Consider the following 18145-nt stretch of genomic DNA (forward strand, 5'->3'; position numbering starts at 1 on the left):
CGGTGCCACCTCCTCCATCGCCTTGCGCTCGAGTCGTGCTCTTCAGACCCTTGATGAGCATGGTTGTAACCCGTGCTCGTCAAGGTGTGCCCTGAGGCTAAGCCCGGCCGCGGGGCGAGGGCAAACGAATTAACGGACTAGTTTTCAAAGATTTCTGAAGTCGGCTCCGCGAGGCTCGCGCCACCCACCAGAGCGAACACCGCGGCGCCGTACTGGCCCAGCTTGCGGGGGCCGATTCCGGCGATGGCCAGCAGCTCCGGCGGGGTGGCCGGCTTGCGTTCGGCGATCGCCACGATCGTGGCATCTGTGAACACCACGTAAGCAGGAACTTTCTGCTCCGCGGCGGTGCTCGCGCGCCAGGCCAGCAGGCGCTCGTACAGCTCCTCGTCGAGGTCCGACGGGCAGGTCGGGCAGCGGCCCAGCTTGCGGTCGGCGCCGGCCATCAGCGTCGCCCCGCAGATCCGGCAGGAGACCACCGTGCTGCGGCGATTGACGGGTTTCCGACTGCCGCCCGCAACGCTTGCCTTTTCCAGCCCGGTGCGGGTGCTGCCCAGCTGCGGCAGGAACCGGCACGGTCGCCGCGCGCGGCCGCCCGGCGACCGGCTCTGGCCGTAGGACAGCCAGAGCCACTGCCGGGCCCGGGTCACCCCGACATAGAGCAGGCGGCGTTCCTCCTCCAGCTGCTCGGGGGTTTTCGCGTACGTCGTCGGCAGCGTCCCCTCCGCCAGCCCGACGAGGAACACGGCGTCCCACTCCAGGCCCTTGGCAGAGTGCAGCGAGGCCAGCGTCACGCCCTCGACCGTGGGGGCGTGCTGCTGCTCGGCGCGGTGGGCCAGCTCCGCGCAGAACGCCGACAGGGACACGTCGTGCTGCACCGCGCCGGCCTGGCCCAGCGGCAGCAGGTCGGGCGTGCGGGCGTACTCCTCGGCCAGGGCGACCAGCGCCGCCAGGGCCTCCCACTGCTCACGCTGCGCCCCGCCCGGCGGGGGCTGGCCGGGGGCCCAGCCGGTCGCCGAGAGCGCCTCGACGACGGCCTGGACCAGTGGGGTCTCCCCCGGGGTGGACCGCACGGCCGAGCGCAGCGCGATCATCGCCTGGCGCACCTCGGTGCGCTCGAAGAAGCGCTCGGCGCCCCGCACGACGTACGGCACCTCCAGCTCGGCCAGCGCCTTCTCGTACGCCTCGGACTGCGCGTTGGTGCGGAACAGCACCGCGATCTCGCTGGCCGGGGTGCCCGCGCCGATGAGGTCGCGGCACCGGCGGGCGACCGCGACGGCCTCGGCCGGCTCGTCCGGGAAGATCTTGAGGTCCGGCTCGGCGCCGGGCGGGCGCTGGCCGACCAGTTCGAGGCGCAGCTTGGCCTCGGTGCCGCGGGCCTGCTTGATCACCGCGTTGGCCAGGCCGACGACCTGGGGGGTGGAGCGGTAGTCGCGGACCAGGCGGACGACCACCGCGTCGCGGCGCTGGCGGGGGAAGTCGACCAGGTACGCCGAGGTGGCGCCGGTGAACGAGTAGATGGTCTGGCTGGCGTCGCCGACCACGGTGATGTCGTCGCGCCCGCCCAGCCAGGCGTCGAGCAGGCGCTGCTGGAGGGGGTTGACGTCCTGGTATTCGTCGACGACGAAGTGCCGGTATTGCGAGCGGACCTGCTCGGCGACGTCGGAGTGCTCCTCGATGCCCCAGACGGCGGCGCGCAGCATGTCCTCGAAGTCGATGACGCCCTGGCGGCGCTTGAGTGCCTCGTACGCCGCGAAGACCTCGCCCACCTTGGCGGCCTCGTACGGCGGCTCGCGCAGCGCCTTGGCCGCGGCGACGACGTATTCCCCCGGCTCGACCAGGGACGACTTGGCCCACTCGATCTCGCCGGCCAGGTCCCGGGCCGCCGTGCGGTCGGCGCGGATGCCGACCCGGTTGGCCGCGAGCGCGACGAGGCGGGCCTTGCTCTCGACCAGCTCGGGCATCGCCCGGCCTTCGAGCAGCCGGGGGGCGAAGTAGCGCACCTGGCGCAGCGCCGCCGCGTGGAACGTGCGGGCCTGCACCCGGCCGGCGCCGAGGGCGGTGAGCCGGGCGCGCATCTCGGCCGCGGCCCGGGCGGTGAACGTGACAGCGAGGATGTGCCGCGGGCTGATCTCGCCCTTGAGGGTGCGGTAGGCGATCCGATGGGTGATGGCCCGGGTCTTACCCGTGCCGGCCCCGGCGAGGATGCAGACCGGCCCGGCGGGGGCGGTCACGGCCCGCCGCTGATCGGGGTCGAGCCCGGCAAGCACGCGTTCGGCTGTCACAACCGGGAATCATGGCACCCCGGTCCGACGTTTCACGTGATGGCGTACCGCCATGTGATGTCTCCGAAAGGATCCCGCGCGATGTTGACCATGTACTCGACGTCCTGGTGTGGCTACTGTCACCGGCTCAAGTCGCAGCTCGACCGGGAGGGCATCCAGTACGACGTCATCGACATCGAGCAGGACCCGGCCTCGGCCGAGTTCGTGATGGGCGTCAACGGCGGCAACCAGACCGTGCCGACCCTGCGCTTCGACGACGGGTCCGCGCTGACGAACCCGTCGATCGTGCAGGTCAAGGAGCACCTGGCCGCCATCTCCGCCTAGCGGAGCCGGAGCGCGGCGGGGGCCGGTCGCGTTGCGACCGGCCCCGTCCGCGTCACGGGATCAGCGCGGGGACGCTCGAGTCGAGAAGGCCCTGGCGCTTGAGCTCGCCGTACAGCGGGGTGGTCTCGGGGTAGTGGCCCCAGGCGTGGTCGCCACTGCCGTCGCCGGCCCCGCCGAGCAGCTGCTTCTGCACCGGCGTGAACGACGCCCACTCGGGCGTGTTGGGCAGGTCCGCGACCTCGTCGCGGCCGGCCACCCAGCGGTAGGTGTAGCCGAAGAAGGCGCCCACCCGGGTGATCGGCGAGTAGTTGTCCGAGCGCGCGTGCCACAACCGCCGGTCGAAGACGACCAGGTCGCCCGGGTTGGCGGTGATCTGCAGCGCGCCCTCGGGCTGCGGCCACGGGACGCCGCGCGACGGCGGACCCGGCAGCCAGTTGGTCAGGTGGCTGCCCGGCAGGACGGTGAAGTTGCCCCGGCCGGTCTCGCTCACGTCGGACAGCCAGTAGGCCAGCTTGACCGACATCCGCGGGCGCGGGTCGGTCTCCAGCTCACGGTTCTGCCGGCCGCCGTCCTGGTGCCAGTGCCACCATTCCTTCTGCTGCTCGTGGATCTGCGGGTGCACATCCACGTGCGAGTGGTAGACGTGCACGTTCCAGCCGAGGATCGACCAGATGTACTTGAACGCCTTGGGGTGATCCAGCAGGAACGCCAGCTCCGGGTTGTTGGTGACCGCGGAGAGCTGGTGCAGCGCGCCGTTGGCACCGAGGCCGCCCTCGCGGGCCACCTTCTCCTTGGTGCGCAGGATCGCGGTACGCGCGATCGCGACCTCGTCCTCGGTCAGCACCGCCGGGATGACCAGGAAGCCGTCGCGGTCGAACCGCTCGCGTTCCTCGGCCGTCATCGGCGTCCAGGTCTGCTCAGCAAGCAGGGACATCTATCTACCTCTTCCTCCGTGTCTGCTCTACCAGACGCTGGAGTGTCCCCCGTTCGTTGCTAAGTGAGTGTGAAGAATCCTTTGATTAGAGAAATGTGAATCTCTTATCGGGGGAAATCGCCCAACCATCGCTCAACGAGATAAAACGCGATCGAGGACCGCATGGGCAGATTCATCCGTACGCCGCTCTCCGGCTCCACGTAGTCGCCGGCGATCATCCGGGTGATGTCCTCGCGGGTGAACCAGCGCGCCTCGTCGATCTCCTCGGGATCGACCGTGATCGGCTGCTCCCGGTCCGCCACCGCGGTGTAGCCCAGCATGAGCGAGCCCGGGTACGGCCAGGACTGGCTGCCCTCGTACTGCCAGGACCGCAGCCGGACGCCGACCTCCTCCTGGACCTCGCGCACCACGGCGGCCTCCGCGGACTCGCCCGGCTCGACGTAACCGGCGAGGCAGGAGAACCGGCGGACGCCCCCGGTCTCGGGCCAGGCCGCGTTGTGGCCCAGCAGGCAGCGGCCCTGCGCTCCCGGCACACCGTCGTGCACCAGCACGATCATCGCCGGGTCGGTACGCGGCCACATGGCCCGGCCCTCGGCATCCACCCGGGACCAGCCCGCCTCGATGACCGTGGTGGGCTGGCCGTTGCGCGGCGAGAAACGGTGGCTGGCATGCCAGTTACCCAGGGCCGCGGCGGTGGTCAGGATGCCGGCGTCCCGCGGGTCGAGGCGGTCACCGATGTCGCGCAGGGTGCGCGCCTCGGCGTCGTCGGACGCGGGCAACGGGGCGTCGATCGCGAAGATCGGCACACCGGCCGGGTCGACCCCGAGGAACAGGCGCTCGCCCTCGGGCGCCGCGTCAGCGCCGACGAGCACCAGCGTCGGGGTGCCGTCCGGGCGCTCGGTGATCAGCGCCCGGCCGCCCTTGCCGATGTCGATGACCAGCACCAGGCCGGTCTTCCAGGCCTCGGCCAGCCAGTCGTCGTCGGTGCGGTGGTGCGCCGCCCGGTCCAGGCTGGTCCGGGCGAGCGGCGGGACGGCCGGCCCCGGCTGCTCCCCCACGTCGGGTTGCTCACCGGTGCCGGACGCTGCCACGGGCTCGCTCACGCGGCCCCGCGTTCCACCGGGGTCAGGGCGGCCAGCGGTGCCTCGACCTTGTCGGCGTCGCCGAGCACCACCGTGACGGCCTGCGAGGGGGCCAGATACTTGGCTGCCGCCTCGGTGACCTGCTCACGGGTGGCCGCGGCCAGCGCTGCCGAGTGCTCGCTCAGGTAGTCCAGCCGCAGGCCGAAGCTCGCGTAGATGCTGGCCAGCCCGGCCAGCCCGGCCTGGGTGGACATGCCCAGCCGCAGGGTGCCCAGGGCATAGCGGCGGGCCTGCTCCAGCTCCTCCTCGCCCGGCGGCAGGCTGGCCACCCGGCCCAGCTCGTACAGGGTCTCGAGCATCGCCGGGCCGGTCACCTCGGTGGCCACCTCGGCCGCCACCACCAGCGCGGAGCCGGCGACGAAGTGCTCGATCGAGCTGTGCGGGCCGTACGTGTAACCCTTGTCCTCGCGGATGTTCTCCACCCAGCGCGACGAGAAGTAGCCGCCGAAGACCATGTTCGCCAGCTGGAGAGCCGCATACTCCGGGTCGGTGCGGGACACCGCCGGCAGCGCCATCCGCAGCGACGACTGCACCGCGCCGGGCCGGTCGACCAGCAGCAGCGGGCCGGGCTCCAGCTCGGGCGTGGGCGGCACGTTGCCGTCGCGGCTCGGGCCGATCCAGCCACCCAGCGCCTTCTCGGCGGCGTCGATCGCCTTCTCCGGGTTGAGGTCGCCGACCAGCACCAGCACCGCGCCGTCCGGGCGGACCCGGTCGGCGTGCAGGGCGCGCAGCTGCGCCGGGCGGACACCCTTGACCTGCTCCGGCTCCGGCGTCTGCACCGCGTACGGGTGCCGGCCGTACATCCGGTGCAGCAGCGCCGTACGGGCCAGGTGGGCCGGCTGGCTCTGCGCGACCTGGATGTGGTCGACCAGGCGGTCCCGCTCGGTGGCCACCTCCTCGGCCGGGTACGTCGGGTCGGTCAGCACCGCCGCCAGGATCTCCAGCATCCGGTCGAGGCCGGCGGCCAGCGAGTTGCCGGTGACGAGCAGCCGGTCCGGGTCCAGCCCGGCCGACAGTCCGCCGCCGACGGCCTGGAGCTCGGCGGCGATGTCGATGCTGGACATCGTGGCCGTGCCGGTGAACAGCGCCTGGGACAGCAGGGTGGCCCGGGCCAGCGGCGCCCGGCCGAACGGCACCCGCAGCCGCATCTCGATCAGCGGCACCGCCTGGCGCCGGATCGCGATGACCGTCAGGCCGCTGCTGAGCTTGCGTTCGGCCTGCTTGGGCAGCTTGAGCTTGGAGTCCGGAATCAGCTCCGGAAGTTCTCGCGCAGTCACTGGTTGGCTCCCGGGATGACCTCGATGGTGGAACGGCGCTCCGGCCGCAGGGTGGCCGCGGCGGCGACGATCTGCGCCTCGGTGACCTCACCGACCAGCCGGGGCAGCTCGTTGAGCAGCTGCGGGCGGCCGCGCTGGGTCTCCAGGACGGCCATCGGCAGCGCCCGGCCGAGCACGGCGTCGGTGTCGCGCAGCAGGTGGGTGGCCATCCGGGCCTGGGTGCGGGCGAGCTCGCCGGGTGCCATGCCGCCGGTGGCGAGCCGGTCCAGCTCCTCGTCGATGGTGCGCAGCACCTTGTCCGCGTCGCCGCCCGGGGGCATGTGCGCCTGGAGCAGCATCGCGGTGGGGTTGCGGACCTGGTACTCGTCGCCCATGAAGCCGATGTAGCCGCCGACGCTGGTGACCGTACGGTCGCGCTGCACCAGCCGCTCGACCAGCCGGGACGCGTCGCCGTCGGTCAGCACCTCGGCCAGCACGACGTACGGCAGGTAGGCCTCGAACTCGGCGATCGGGTCGGGCAGCCGCCAGCCGCTGGCCACCGCGGGCAGCGGGGCGAGCCGGTCGGTGTACGCCTCCCGGCGCTCGCCGTCGATGTCGGGCTCGGCGAAGTCGGGCAGGTCGGGCTTGCCCCGGGCCGGCACGTCGCCGAAGTGCCGCTCGATCAGCGTGGTCGCCTGGGCCACGTCGAAGTCACCGGCGACCGCGAGCACCGCGTTGCCGCTGGCGTAGTACTTGTCGAAGAACTCCTCGGCGTCGGCCACGGTCGCGTGGTCCAGGTCGCCGAACGAGCCGTACCCGTCGTGGGCGTTGGCGAAGGTCTCGAACATCACCGGCGGCAGCCGCAGCCAGGGGAAACCGCCGTACGGCCTGTTCATGACGTTGACCCGGATCTCCTCCTTGACCACGTCGACCTGGTTGCGCAGGTTCTCCTCGGTCAGGCGGGGACCGCGCATGCGGTCGGCCTCCAGGAACAGCGCACGTTCGAGAGCGCCGGAGGGCAGCACCTCGAAGTAGTCGGTGTAGTCGAGGTGGGTCGAGCCGTTGAAGCTGCCGCCGGCTCCCTGCACGTGCCGGAAGTGCGCCAGCTTCTCCAGATTCTCCGAGCCCTGGAACATCAGGTGCTCGAAGAGATGGGCGAAGCCGGTGCGTCCCTCCGGTTCGGAGCGGATACCGACGTCGTAGACGACCGCCACCCCGACCACCGGGGCGCTGCGGTCGGGTGTGAGGACCACCCGCAGACCGTTGTCGAGGGTGAAGCGTTCCACCGGATACTTCGTCGCGGGAATCTTCATTTTGCGCGCCACACCAGAGAATCTAACCCCCCGGAGCGGCGCGTGTCCGATCCGTGGTCCGGCGCCCTCGATCGGCGGTGCTAGCTTTCGCGTAGTGAGTCCGTGACGCGAGGTAAATGCTTCGATATCCTGTCGCGTCCGATCCACCACCACGACGGGGAGACAGACCAGTGCCGGTACGGCTGCGCCTGGAGTGCGATTCGACCGCCGACGCGGAGTCGCTGCATCGCTGGTTGCGCCGGGAGCAGGCGGTCCGCGTCGACGGCGGCCTGGCCCTGGGCGGCGGCGACGATCCCGAGCTGATGGGCACGCTGCTCGACGTGCTGACCCTGATCATCGGCAGCGGGCTGTCCGCCGGCCAGTTGGCCCTCGCCGTGGCCAGCTGGCGCGACTCTCGCCGGCCGGCGCCCAAGGTGACGATCACCCACACCGCGGCCGACGGCTCGGTCACCCGGATCGACGTGGCCGATCCCACGTCGCTGGCCGTCGCGCTGACCGAGCTCGAGCAGCGCGAGCAGAAGTAGTCGCATGACTGACGTCACAGACCCGGCCGCGGCCCAGCTCGTCCTCATCGGGGTGTCGGCCTACCGGCGGCTCTTCGAGCTGCCCGCCGCCCGGCGCAACGTGACGGACCTGCGTGACCTCCTCCAGCACGAGGACCTGTGGGGAGTGCCGCCGGAGAACTGTCACGTGCTGCTCGACCCGGAGTCCCCGGCCGAGGTGAGCCGCGCGATCCGGCGGGCCGCTGCGGCGGCCGGCAGCGACGGGATGCTGCTGGTCTACTTCGCCGGCCACGGACTGGTCGACGTGGACGACGACAACCTCATCCTCGGGCTGCCCGGCTGTGACCCCGAGGCGCCCTACGAGCGGGGCGTCCCGTACGACTGGATCCGCCGGGCCGTCGCCGACACCCGGGCCCGCCGCCGGGTCGTGATCCTCGACTGCTGCTACTCGGGCCGGGCCGGGTCAGAGCTCGGTGGCGACGGCAGCGGCACGGACGCGGTCGCCGACAAGGCCGAGACCGAGGGCACCTGCCTGCTGGTCTCCGCGCCGGCCAACCGCCCGGCCATGGCGCCGCGCGGCGAGGTGCACACCGCGTTCACCGGTGAGCTGATCCGGCTGCTGCGCGACGGTCTGCGGCCCCCGCCGCCCGAAGCCGTGCCGGCCACGCTGACTGTCCACACCGTCTGGCGCACGATCCGCCGGGCGATGCTGCGCCGCGGCTTCGAGCGTCCCGAGCTGCGGGCCCGGGACGCCGGCGGCGAGATCGCCCTGGTGCACAACCCCGCCGCGCCCCGGCACAACCTGGCCGGCAGCGTGCTCTACGCGGCCCCCTGGTTCGTCGACGAGGACCTCGGACAGCGCGCGATCCTGGTGCTGCGGCACAACCAGACCGGTGCGCTCGGCGTGTGCATCACCCAGCCCGCCGGTGACATCCCGGACGAGTTCCCGGATGCCTGGCGCGCGCTGCTGCGCAACCCCGCGATGCTGTTCCACGGTGGTCCGGTGGCCCGCGACGGCTACATCGTGGTGACGTTGCTGCGGGCCGGCGCGCCCAAGCCCCTGCGGTTCACCCCGATCCGCGAGCGGCTCGGCACCCTGGCGTTGTCGGCTGTCCCGGAGGACGTCGCCGCCACGGTCGACACGATGCGCGTCTTCGTCGGATACCTCGGCTGGCGCGCCGGTGAGCTGGAGGAGTTCCTCGACCGCGGGGCGCTGATCGCCAGCCGGCACACCGCCCGGCAGGTCTTCACCGAACGGCCCGGCGAGCTGTGGCAGTCCCTGCAGGCGGCCCGATGACCGACCCGGGCGAAGGACTCAGCGCGGGTGAGGTGCTGCTGCTGGACCGGCTCACCGCCGGGCTGCGGGACGTCGACCAGATCACCCTGCTGCTCGGCTCCGGCGTGACGGCCGGCGTCATCCCGCGGGTGCAGGGCGTCCTGGACATCGCGGACAGCTTCGCGGCCGGGCGCAACGACGACGGCGCCCTGGAACGGGCCCTGGAGCAGGCGCGCTCGGAGCTCGTCGGGGCGCGCCCGATCGACGTGTACCGCGCCTACCGGCGGGTCTTCACCGACTGGGTGTCGGCCGGGGCGTTCGACGTGATCGCGCAGCAGGCGGTGCTGAAGGCGTACGCGGCGCCGGACCCGATGGAGTCCCCGCTGGCCACCCACGGCCTGGGCCAGCGGCTCGAACGCGGAGTCGGCGAGGGTGTGGAGAACGACCGGTTCTCGTGGCAGCTGCCCCGCGGCGTCGAGGCGCTCGGGCACCTGCTCGCCCAGGTCCCGGAGGCCTTCGACCACCGGGTGCTGACCACGAACTTCGACCCGCTGCTGGAGATCGCGATCCGCTCGGCGGGCGGCCGGGCGGTGAGCCTGCCGCTGGACCAGCGCGGCACGACCGGGACGACCCGCGGTGCCGACGGCGCTGTCCGGGTCTTCCACCTGCACGGCTTCTGGCGACCGACGCTGCACGTCCGGGGCCCGCAACTGCTGCACGACCCGGCCCGCATCGCGGAGAACAAACTGCTCATCGCCGCGACCGCCGACCTGATCCGCGGCGACACCGTCTGCGTCATCGGCAGCAGCGACTGGTCCGGCACGCTGACCGCCGCCATCGCCGCGGCCGCGCGCACCCGGCCCGTACGCGTGCTCTGGGCCCTCAACGACCCCGACGCCGCCGGCGCGCTGAGCACCGCCGAGCGCCTGCGCGAGGCGACCGGCCTGCCGGTCGAATGCTTCCCCGGCGTCGACTCCGAGCGGCTCTTCCCGGCCCTGGCCGAACGCGCGCAGGTGCCGGTGCCGCCGCGGGCGACCGGCCTGCGGCACCGGGTACGGCACCACAGCTGGGAACGCCAGCTCGTCTCCCAGCCCGGCACCCAGCCCCCGCGCGACGTGCCCGGTCTGCTGTTGCAGCTCGAACGGCGGTTCGGCTGGATCAACCAGCAGCGCGGCACGGTCGGCCCGATCCGGCTGCTCTGGCCGGTCCGGCTGCGCCCGCGCGCCTCGGTGATCCACATGGTCCAGGCGTTCGTGGCGGGCGCGCTGGCCCGGCTCGGTGTCGAGGTCCGGGTCTGCATCGACGACGTGGGCTCGCGAGACATCGACGCGGCGGCCGCGTTCCGGGCCGACCTGGACCGCTGGATCGACCACACCGGGCACGGCGCGGTCCGCGAGTTCGTCAGCCTGTCGGAGTTCCTCGACCAGGTGCAGCGGCAGCCGGCGGACACCTCGCCGGAGTCGCTGTTGCGCCCGACGGACCCCTGGTCGGTGGCGCGCACCTTCTACGGCGAGCACAACCCGTCGCTGTACAGCCTGCTGGCGGCGGTCAAGGCGGTGCCCAATCTGACCTCGTGGGACGAGCTGGAGAAGAACGCGTGGCCGATCGTGCAGTCGGTGCTGCGGACGGACGCGAACAGGCTGCTCACACCGTTGACGCTGTGGCCGTACCTGAACAGCATGCTGCTGGAGAGCGCGACCAACGACGTCATGACGCTCGGCGGGCGCGACGAGGCGATCCTGTGGGCACAGTGGCGGCAGACGTTCGGCTTCGGGCCGGGGCATCTCTACAACCCGTACATCAAGAGCCTGAAGCACGACGCGCACATGCTGCGCTGGTCGTCCGAGGAGGAGCTGCGCCGGCACCTGCTCCGGACCCGGGAGCTGCCGGGCTGGGACGCCGAGGGCAGTTATGTGCCGTGGCTGTTCCAGAACGCGTTGCTGCTGCCCGGCTACCTCAACAACGAGCCGGTGCCGGAGACCGAGGACTTCCCGCTGGACTCGTGGGCGGCGTTCGTCGCGGCGATCGAGGACGGGCGCCCGGTGCTGGACCTGCTGGCGGCCCGGGTGACCGAGCTGTTTCTGCGGCCATGAGCACGGTTGCCCGTTCGGAGGTCGCGGTCTTGGCGCGGCCGAGTTAGCGTCTCAGGTATGACTGCCACAGTTGTGGAGCGCGTCGGGCACACCTCCGTCCCTTCGTCCGTCGAGGACGACGCCGCACTGTGCGTCACCGCTCTGGGCGTGGAGCTGACGGCGTACGTGGCCGGGGCGGCTTCCGTCGCGGAGTTCGAGTCCTGGTTCGCCGGTGGGCAGCGGCCGGCCGGGCCGGTCCGGCGCCGGCTGGCCGCCGCGGCCGAGCTGGTCAACGTCTTCGAGGCCGCCAACCAGAGCGCGCTGGCCGCGGCCTGGCTGCGCGAGCTGGATCCGACCGGGTACGTCCCGGCCCGGGTGTTACGGATCTCCGAGGGCGACGAGGCGAGTGTGAAGTCGCTGCTTGAAGCGGCCGCCATCTGGGCCCTCACGCCCGCGGCAGAGTAGCGCCGACCGCCTCGGCCCACGGCGCCTGCGATCCGTTGAGGTAGCGGCCGGCGTGCCCGGCCAGGTCCACGTGGGCCCGGAAGTGCTTGAGCACGGCACCGCGGACCCCGATCCGGGGCAACGCGAAGAGACTCTTCCCGCCGTCCGCCACGTTCTCCACCGCGAGCTCGCCCTTGGCGCTGATCAGCAGCGTCGAGTTCGGCGCCCGGTGGGTGCTGGTCAGCCGGATGTCGATCGCCATACCCTCCGCCGCGGTCCGCCGGACCAGGTCGTCCAGGACGTCCTGCACACCGGCCGGCGCGAGCAGCGACGCCCGCTGCGGGTGCGCCGCCTTGCCGACCGGCACGACGACGTGCAGCACCCAGGTGGTGACCCCGAGACCGACGAGTTGATCACGCAGCGCGAGCAGTGTCGCGAGATCGCCGTTGCGCGCAGTGACGACCGTCTGGACGCTGCACGGCACGTCCGCGCGGACCGCGCGCCGGATCGCGTCCACGGCGTAGACGGCCGAGCTGGCGCCCGGCGGCAGGTGCTGCCGGTTGGCCGGGCGCAGCGCGTCGTTGCCGGCCGGATCGGCGCTGTCCAGTGACACCCGGACGTGCACCTGGTGGCGGCGCAGGGTGGGCAGCAGCCGGCTGAAGTCGCCGACGCCGGAGGTGTCCAGCACCACCGCCTTGCCGGTCTCGGCCAGCCGGGAGATGAGCCGCTCGGCGCGCTCGGCCCGGGCCAGCGGCTCCCCGCCGGTGACCACCCCGACCATCGCCGGGGTCGCCGCGGCAGCGCGCAGCACCCGGGCGAACCAGGCCTCGTTCTCCTGCTCGCGATAGCCGGTCATCAGGTCGTCGGCGTGGCAGTAGAGGCAGCGCAGCGGGCAGTGGGCGGTGGCGAAGCAGTTCACCACCAGCGGCGCGGTGATCTGCGGGAGGACGTCGAGCTGCCCGACGACGGACCGGCCGAAGAACGCGCGGCGCGGGGTGTCCGGGTCGGTCTCGCAGATGCCCAGCTCGGCCAGCGCCCGGGTCTCGGCGTCGTCGCCGGCCCGGCCGGCCCGGACCCGGCGCAGGGCGTGCAGATGGGCCGGGTCGAGCGCGAAGAAATGGTCGCGGCGGGGCACGTACGCGATGGAGTCCCGCACCCGTACGCCGGGCGCCAGGCGGACGGTCGTGGACGTGCGGCGGCGCTCGGACAGGGCGAACACGGGGCGATATTGCCACAGTCAGTAGTCGTTCATGTTTCGCCGCACCGTCACGTCCGGTCGCCGGCTTCTCACCATCCGGTTCAGGCTTGACGACCGTCCCCTACCTCGTCCACTATTCCCATCCATCAGATAGAGAAAGCAGAGTTTGCGCTCCGCCGGACCGAGAGGACATGCCCCGTGTACGTCTCGGCACGCACCGACTACGCCGTCCGGGCCATGCTGGCGATCGCCGCCGACCACCCCCACCTGGTCAAGGCGGCCGCGCTGGCCGCGGCTCAGGACATCCCGCTCAGCTTTCTCCAGGGCATCCTGCTCGACCTGCGCCGCGCCGGCCTGCTGCACAGCCACCGCGGTGTCGACGGCGGCTATTCGCTGGCCCGCCCGGCCGAGGACATCACCGTCGGGGACGTGGTCCGCTCCGTCGGCGGCGCCCTCACCACGGTGCGCGGTCTGCCCACCACGACCACGACGTACCACGGTGTCGCCACCGGGCTCAAAGACGTCTGGCTCGCGGTGGAAGAAGCCATCGAGGGTGTCGTGAACCACCGCACGCTCGCCGAACTCACTGTTTCCGCGATTCCCACCACCTTGAGAACGAACTAGGAGTGAGCATGAGCTCCCGCACAGTCCGTGCGCTTGCCCTGGCCGCCACCGCCCTGTTGTCCGCCACCGCCCTGGCCGCCTGCGGCAAGAGCGACGACACCGCCTCCGCGTCGGGCGAGGCCCCGGCGCTGCGGCTCGGCTACTTCCCGAACATCACCCACGCGCCCGCCCTGATCGGGGTGAAGAACGGCCTGTTCCAGCAGTCGCTGGGCAGCACCAAGCTGGAACCGAAGACCTTCAACGCCGGCCCGGCCGCGGTCGAGGCGCTGTTCTCCGGGGCGATCGACGCCACCTACATCGGCCCGAACCCGGCCATCAACGCCTGGGCCACCTCGAAGGGCACCGCGATCAAGATCATCGCGGGCAGCACCTCCGGCGGCGCCGGCCTGGTGGTCAAGGAGGGCATCAACGCCCCGGCCGACCTCAAGGGCAAGAAGATCGCCACCCCGCAGCTGGGCAACACCCAGGACGTCGCGCTGCGCGCCTGGCTGAAGTCCAACGGCCTCAACGCCGACCAGCAGGGCGGCGGCGACGTCTCCGTGCTCCCGCAGGACAACGCGACGGCGCTGCAGGCCTTCGCCCAGGGCGCGATCGACGGCGCCTGGGTGCCCGAGCCCAACCTGAGCCGGATGATCCTGGAGTCCAAGGGCAAGCTGCTGGTCAACGAGAAGGACCTGTGGCCGAATGGGCAGTTCGTGACCACCCACCTGATCGTCAAGCAGGAGTTCCTGAAGAAGTACCCGGCGACGGTCAAGAAGCTGCTGCAGGGCCACCTGGCCGCGGAGAAGCTCATCGCGACCGACAACGCCGGCGCCCAGAAGGCCGCCAACGAGCAGCTCGGCGCCCTGTCCGGCAAGCCGCTCAAGGACGAGATCCTGGCCTCGGCGTTCAAGAACCTGACGTTCACCAACGACCCGGTCGCCTCGTCGCTCTACACCAGTGCGCAGCACGCCCAGGACGTCGGCCTGCTCAAGCCGGTCGACCTCAAGGGCATCTACGACCTCGGCCCGCTCAACGAGTTGCTCAAGGCCGACGGCCAGCCCGCGGTCAGTGACGCCGCAGCCTCCTGATCCGCCTCCGGCCGGGTCCGCCGACGCGGGCCCGGCCGGCTTCGACCTGGGAGTTCCCATGAGCATCCTGCAAGCCACGGAAGCCCGGACCGACCGCGACGTGGTGGTCCGCCTGGACAGCGTCTCCAAGCAGTACGGCTCCGGCAGCAACGCCCTGCTCGCCCTCGACCGGGTCTCTCTGACCGTGGCGAAGGGCGAATTCGTGTGTCTGCTGGGCGCGTCCGGCTGCGGCAAGAGCACGCTACTCTCGCTGGTCGCCGGGCTGGACGAGATCAGCGGCGGCACCCTCGACATCGGCGGCCGGCACGTCTCCCTGATGTTCCAGGAGGCGGCCCTGTTCCCGTGGCTGTCCGTCCTGGGCAACGTGGAGCTGCCCATGCGCCTGCGCGGCATGGGCCGCGCCGAGCGCCGGCAACGGGCCGAGGAGCTGCTAGAGGTCGTCCGGCTCGGCGGCTTCGGCCACAAGCGCCCGCACGAGCTCTCCGGCGGCATGCGCCAGCGCGTCGCCCTCGCCCGGTCGCTGGCCCAGAACGCCGACGTCCTGCTGATGGACGAGCCGTTCGGTGCCCTGGACGCGATGACCCGCGACATCCTGCACGACGAGCTGGAGCGGATCTGGCGCGAGCAGAACCTGACCGTTCTCTTCGTCACCCACAACGTGCGCGAGGCCGTCCGCCTCGGCGACCGGGTCGTGCTGCTGAGCAGCCGCCCGGGCCGGGTCATCGAAGACTACAAGATCATGCACGAGCGCCCCCGGCGTATCGACTCCCCCGAGGTCTCCGGCCAGGCCGCCGAGATCACCGACCGGCTCCGCGCGGAGGTCGCCCGCCATGCAAGCTGAGGTTCCCGTCCAGGACAACCGCACGGCCTCGGACAACGCGGCCGCGGACCGCATCACCGGGCTCGACGCGCTGGAGCTCGGCCCCCGGCGCAGCAAGGCGGCCCTCGGCGGCCGCGTCTGGCGCAGCGCCTGGCCCAAGTTGCTGGCCATCGCGATCGTCATCCTGGCCTGGCAGACCGTGGTCTGGGCGCAGTGGAAGCCCGAGTACGTGCTGCCCGGCCCGGCCACCGTCTTCGGTGACCTGGGCACGCTGATCACCACCGGCGACTTCTGGGACGGCGTCCGGCTGACCATGCTGCGGGCGGTGACCGGCTTCGCGCTGGCCGTGCTGATCGGCACCCTCGTGGGCGCCGCGGTGTCCCGCTTCGCGCCGCTGCGGGCGGCCATCGGCTCACTGATCACCGGCCTGCAGACGATGCCGTCGATCATGTGGTTCCCGCTGGCCATCCTGCTGTTCCAGATCAGCGAGAGCGCCATCATGTTCGTGGTCATCATCGGCGCCGCCCCCTCGGTGGCGAACGGCCTGATCAGCGGCATCGACTACGTGCCGCGTACGTGGCTGCGGGTCGGCCAGGTGCTCGGCATGAAGGGCTTCGCCAAGTACCGCCACCTGATCCTGCCGGCGTCGCTGCCCTCGTTCATCTCCGGGCTCAAGCAGGGCTGGGCGTTCTCCTGGCGCAGCCTGATGGCCGGTGAGCTGCTGGTGATCGTGCCCGGCGCGCTGTCCATCGGCGTACGGATGCAGCAGGCGCGCGACCTCAGCGAGTCCAGCCTGGTCATCTCGTTCATCATCGTGGTGCTGGTGATCGGCATCCTGATCGACGTGCTCTTCAACGCCGCCGACAACGCGCTGCGCAAGCGCTGGGGCCTGACCGGTAATTAGAGCGGCCGCACCGACTCGAGGACGTCGTCGATCACCGAGTCGAACTGCTTGTGCGTGCCGGGGATCGACACGTACAGCACGGCCGCGGTCGGCTTGCCGACGTCGATGACCGCCACCGCCGACAGCTCGTCGGTGGCGGTCAGCCCGGCCGCCTTGAAGTGCAGCCGGAACTCGCTGACCCAGGCCGGCCGCCCGCCCAGCGTGGTCATCTCGTCCCGCAACGGCTCGACCGTGTTCGGCTGCGGGTAGTACTCCGCGCGTACGTCCGCGGCGACCTGGCGGCCGACACACTTGAGATCAACCGTCACCGCGTCGTTGTCGGCCGCCGGGACCGCCGCCGACAAGATCGAGGCGTGGTACGAGCCGCCGCTGTACTGCTCCGTCACGAAGTGCTGGCCGACCCGGTAGGGCACCTCGAGCGTGCCGGCCCGCCAGGTGGTGTCCCACGGGACCCACGGGGCGCCGTACTTCTTGTAGGAGATGCCCGCGTCGGGGTCGGTCGTCCGTTCCCCGGGAGCCGCCGGCGGCGGGGCGCTGGGCCGCCCGGTCGGGTCCGCGCTGGGCGCCACGGTCGGCGCGGGGCACATCTGCGCCAGCGGCGGCCGCAGGTCGGTGGGGGCGGAAGCTTTCCGGTCGAACGGGTTGCCCTCCGAGCTCAGGGCCACGATCAGGATCACCGCCAGGCCGACCGCGAGGATCACACCGGCGATGCCACCGAAGATCAACATCTGGCGCCGGCGCCGTTCCGGCCCATCGGCGGGCGGCGACTCCGGCGGGGCGGGCGGCGGCACCAGCGGGGGTACGCCCGGACTGGTCACGGTGCCCGAACCCCACGCACCACCCGGCCGCGACCAGACGGCGGGGGTCTGTGTGCTCTCGGACATCATCCCAGTGAACACCACCGGGACGCGTCATGGGTTACCGGCCGAGTGCGGCTGCGGCCTCCGGCGGGAGGGTCTGCACCACGGAGGCCCCGGCATCGCCCGGCACGACCGGTCCGTACCACGGGGCGAATGCGACGACGAGCACCAGAGCGAGCCCGAAGACGGCCAACGCCAGCACGAGGCCCAGCTCCCGGCGGGCGGACACGGTCTGCATGCGAAAGCCTCCCCAGCGAAGTCGGACCCCTCCCGGGATCCGGCACAGTCATCTCTAAGACGCCGCTGGGGCCGGATCGGTTGCATTCCTGCCAGGCAACCTTCACCCTGCCCCGGTACCGTAATCGGATGGAAATCGTTTATCCCCCCGTCATCGGCCTCGCCAAGACGATGTTCCGTGTCCTTGACCTGCGGATCCAGATCGAAGGGGCGGAGCACATCCCCGCCACGGGCGGGGCGGTGCTGGCGAGCAACCACGCCAGTTACCTCGATTTCATCTTCTGCGGCCTCGGCGCCCAGCCGGCCAAGCGGCTGGTCCGGTTCATGGCCAAGAAGTCGGTCTTCACCCACAAGGTCAGCGGGCCGCTGATGCGCGGCATGCACCACATCCCGGTGGACCGCAGGGCGGGCACCGCGGCCTTCAACGAGGCGGAGAAGGCCCTCAAGAACGGCGAGGTCGTCGGCGTCTTCCCGGAGGCCACGATCAGCGAGTCGTTCACGGTGAAGGGCCTGAAGTCGGGCGCGGCCCGGCTGGCCCAGGCGGCCGGGGTGCCGCTGATCCCGATGGCGGTCTGGGGACCGCACCGGCTCTGGACCAAGGGCCACCCGAAAGATCTGACCAAGCGGCACGTGCCGGTGATCATCAAGATCGGCGAGCCGATCCGGGCGGCGGCCGGCGCCACCGCGGAGGCGACGACGGTGGTCCTGCGGCAGCGGTTGAGCGCGCTGCTGGACGCGGCCCAGCGGGAATACCCGGAGAAGCCGTCCGGGCCGGACGACCGCTGGTGGCTGCCGGCCCACCTGGGTGGCACCGCGCCCCGGCCCGAGGGCGTCGGTGACGCGACCCCGGCGGAGGCCTGAAGACGACCACCGCGCCGGGGCGGAA

General features: G+C 71.8%; 18 protein-coding genes. 10 read left to right on the forward strand and 8 right to left on the reverse strand.

What is annotated here, in order from left to right; genetic code table 11:
- Positions 1 to 137: 137 nt before the first annotated feature.
- Positions 138 to 2282 (reverse strand): ATP-dependent DNA helicase UvrD2, encoded by a 2145-nt coding sequence (locus ACQP2Y_RS41910; protein WP_433721871.1) that lies wholly within the window; start codon positions 2280 to 2282, stop codon positions 138 to 140.
- A gap of 81 nt (positions 2283 to 2363) precedes the next feature.
- Here ACQP2Y_RS41910 and ACQP2Y_RS41915 point away from each other — a divergent pair, with 81 nt between their 5' ends.
- Positions 2364 to 2606, forward strand: a complete 243-nt coding sequence (locus tag ACQP2Y_RS41915; protein ID WP_360545033.1) for a mycoredoxin — start codon at positions 2364 to 2366, stop codon at positions 2604 to 2606.
- A 52-nt stretch (positions 2607 to 2658) separates the two neighbouring features.
- Here the strand turns inward: ACQP2Y_RS41915 and ACQP2Y_RS41920 are convergent, their stop codons facing one another.
- The 4 genes from ACQP2Y_RS41920 to ACQP2Y_RS41935 form a co-directional block, all read right to left on the reverse strand.
- Positions 2659 to 3540: a phytanoyl-CoA dioxygenase family protein gene (locus ACQP2Y_RS41920; protein ID WP_433721872.1), complete on the reverse strand. Its 882-nt coding sequence runs from the start codon at positions 3538 to 3540 to the stop codon at positions 2659 to 2661.
- Between the two features lie 104 nt (positions 3541 to 3644).
- The gene (gene nudC, locus ACQP2Y_RS41925) at positions 3645 to 4643 is read right to left on the reverse strand and encodes an NAD(+) diphosphatase (protein WP_433721873.1); all 999 of its coding nucleotides are present in this window, start codon (positions 4641 to 4643) and stop codon (positions 3645 to 3647) included.
- Positions 4640 to 5959, reverse strand: a complete 1320-nt coding sequence (locus ACQP2Y_RS41930) for a M16 family metallopeptidase (RefSeq protein WP_433721874.1) — start codon at positions 5957 to 5959, stop codon at positions 4640 to 4642. The genes nudC and ACQP2Y_RS41930 overlap by 4 nt, the downstream gene beginning before the upstream one ends.
- Positions 5956 to 7251 (reverse strand): M16 family metallopeptidase, encoded by a 1296-nt coding sequence (locus tag ACQP2Y_RS41935; RefSeq protein WP_360547032.1) that lies wholly within the window; start codon positions 7249 to 7251, stop codon positions 5956 to 5958. The genes ACQP2Y_RS41930 and ACQP2Y_RS41935 overlap by 4 nt, the downstream gene beginning before the upstream one ends.
- 170 nt (positions 7252 to 7421) lie before the next feature.
- Between ACQP2Y_RS41935 and ACQP2Y_RS41940 the strand changes: the two genes are divergently transcribed.
- The 4 genes from ACQP2Y_RS41940 to ACQP2Y_RS41955 are packed head-to-tail and all read left to right on the forward strand — an operon-like array spanning position 7422 to position 11567.
- Complete coding sequence (locus ACQP2Y_RS41940; RefSeq protein WP_433721875.1) at positions 7422 to 7775, forward strand: effector-associated constant component EACC1; 354 nt, start codon at positions 7422 to 7424, stop codon at positions 7773 to 7775.
- Between the two features lie 4 nt (positions 7776 to 7779).
- Positions 7780 to 9051: a YqgE/AlgH family protein gene (locus ACQP2Y_RS41945; RefSeq protein WP_433721876.1), complete on the forward strand. Its 1272-nt coding sequence runs from the start codon at positions 7780 to 7782 to the stop codon at positions 9049 to 9051.
- Complete coding sequence (locus ACQP2Y_RS41950) at positions 9048 to 11123, forward strand: SIR2 family protein (protein WP_433721877.1); 2076 nt, start codon at positions 9048 to 9050, stop codon at positions 11121 to 11123. Before ACQP2Y_RS41945 ends, ACQP2Y_RS41950 begins: the two co-directional genes overlap by 4 nt.
- Positions 11124 to 11180: 57 nt before the next feature.
- On the forward strand, positions 11181 to 11567 hold the full coding sequence (locus ACQP2Y_RS41955; protein ID WP_433721878.1) for a hypothetical protein: 387 nt from the start codon (positions 11181 to 11183) through the stop codon (positions 11565 to 11567).
- Here the strand turns inward: ACQP2Y_RS41955 and ACQP2Y_RS41960 are convergent.
- Positions 11548 to 12765, reverse strand: coding sequence for a radical SAM protein (locus ACQP2Y_RS41960; RefSeq protein WP_433721879.1), 1218 nt, complete (start codon positions 12763 to 12765; stop codon positions 11548 to 11550). The two genes, ACQP2Y_RS41955 and ACQP2Y_RS41960, sit on opposite strands and share 20 nt — an antisense overlap.
- A gap of 177 nt (positions 12766 to 12942) precedes the next feature.
- On the opposite strand from ACQP2Y_RS41960, the gene ACQP2Y_RS41965 reads away from it, so the two are divergent.
- From ACQP2Y_RS41965 to ACQP2Y_RS41980, 4 genes are read left to right on the forward strand one after another with little or no spacing between them, the layout of a single operon-like run.
- Entirely contained in the window at positions 12943 to 13368 is a 426-nt protein-coding gene (locus ACQP2Y_RS41965; protein ID WP_360545049.1) for an RrF2 family transcriptional regulator, read from the forward strand.
- Positions 13369 to 13376: 8 nt separating this feature from the next.
- Positions 13377 to 14438 (forward strand): ABC transporter substrate-binding protein, encoded by a 1062-nt coding sequence (locus tag ACQP2Y_RS41970; RefSeq protein WP_433721880.1) that lies wholly within the window; start codon positions 13377 to 13379, stop codon positions 14436 to 14438.
- 58 nt (positions 14439 to 14496) lie between these two features.
- Positions 14497 to 15279, forward strand: coding sequence for an ABC transporter ATP-binding protein (locus ACQP2Y_RS41975; RefSeq protein ID WP_433721881.1), 783 nt, complete (start codon positions 14497 to 14499; stop codon positions 15277 to 15279).
- Positions 15269 to 16162 (forward strand): ABC transporter permease, encoded by an 894-nt coding sequence (locus ACQP2Y_RS41980; RefSeq protein WP_433721882.1) that lies wholly within the window; start codon positions 15269 to 15271, stop codon positions 16160 to 16162. The genes ACQP2Y_RS41975 and ACQP2Y_RS41980 overlap by 11 nt, the downstream gene beginning before the upstream one ends.
- On the opposite strand, the gene ACQP2Y_RS41985 is transcribed toward ACQP2Y_RS41980, so the two are convergent.
- A complete protein-coding gene (locus tag ACQP2Y_RS41985; RefSeq protein ID WP_433721883.1) occupies positions 16159 to 17046 on the reverse strand; it encodes a hypothetical protein in 888 nt (295 codons plus the stop codon). The genes ACQP2Y_RS41980 and ACQP2Y_RS41985 overlap by 4 nt on opposite strands.
- Before the next feature lie 34 nt (positions 17047 to 17080).
- Entirely contained in the window at positions 17081 to 17260 is a 180-nt protein-coding gene (locus ACQP2Y_RS41990; RefSeq protein ID WP_433721884.1) for a hypothetical protein, read from the reverse strand.
- Between the two features lie 128 nt (positions 17261 to 17388).
- Between ACQP2Y_RS41990 and ACQP2Y_RS41995 the strand changes: the two genes are divergently transcribed.
- A complete protein-coding gene (locus ACQP2Y_RS41995) occupies positions 17389 to 18120 on the forward strand; it encodes a lysophospholipid acyltransferase family protein (protein ID WP_433721885.1) in 732 nt (243 codons plus the stop codon).
- Positions 18121 to 18145 lie beyond the last annotated feature (25 nt).

It is taken from the genome of Actinoplanes sp. CA-051413 (genome assembly GCF_050955795.1).
In the GTDB taxonomy this organism is placed as follows: domain Bacteria; phylum Actinomycetota; class Actinomycetes; order Mycobacteriales; family Micromonosporaceae; genus Actinoplanes.

Coding starts and splice junctions, on each gene's coding strand:
- ACQP2Y_RS41945 (WP_433721876.1), top strand. CDS start 7,780: ATGACTGACGTCACAGACCCGGCCGCGGCCCAGCTCGTCCTCATCGGG.
- ACQP2Y_RS41970 (WP_433721880.1), top strand. CDS start 13,377: ATGAGCTCCCGCACAGTCCGTGCGCTTGCCCTGGCCGCCACCGCCCTG.
- ACQP2Y_RS41995 (WP_433721885.1), top strand. CDS start 17,389: ATGGAAATCGTTTATCCCCCCGTCATCGGCCTCGCCAAGACGATGTTC.
- ACQP2Y_RS41985 (WP_433721883.1), bottom strand. CDS start 17,046: ATGTCCGAGAGCACACAGACCCCCGCCGTCTGGTCGCGGCCGGGTGGT.
- ACQP2Y_RS41950 (WP_433721877.1), top strand. CDS start 9,048: ATGACCGACCCGGGCGAAGGACTCAGCGCGGGTGAGGTGCTGCTGCTG.
- ACQP2Y_RS41915 (WP_360545033.1), top strand. CDS start 2,364: ATGTTGACCATGTACTCGACGTCCTGGTGTGGCTACTGTCACCGGCTC.
- ACQP2Y_RS41955 (WP_433721878.1), top strand. CDS start 11,181: ATGACTGCCACAGTTGTGGAGCGCGTCGGGCACACCTCCGTCCCTTCG.
- ACQP2Y_RS41980 (WP_433721882.1), top strand. CDS start 15,269: ATGCAAGCTGAGGTTCCCGTCCAGGACAACCGCACGGCCTCGGACAAC.
- ACQP2Y_RS41935 (WP_360547032.1), bottom strand. CDS start 7,251: ATGAAGATTCCCGCGACGAAGTATCCGGTGGAACGCTTCACCCTCGAC.
- ACQP2Y_RS41975 (WP_433721881.1), top strand. CDS start 14,497: ATGAGCATCCTGCAAGCCACGGAAGCCCGGACCGACCGCGACGTGGTG.
- ACQP2Y_RS41990 (WP_433721884.1), bottom strand. CDS start 17,260: ATGCAGACCGTGTCCGCCCGCCGGGAGCTGGGCCTCGTGCTGGCGTTG.
- ACQP2Y_RS41920 (WP_433721872.1), bottom strand. CDS start 3,540: ATGTCCCTGCTTGCTGAGCAGACCTGGACGCCGATGACGGCCGAGGAA.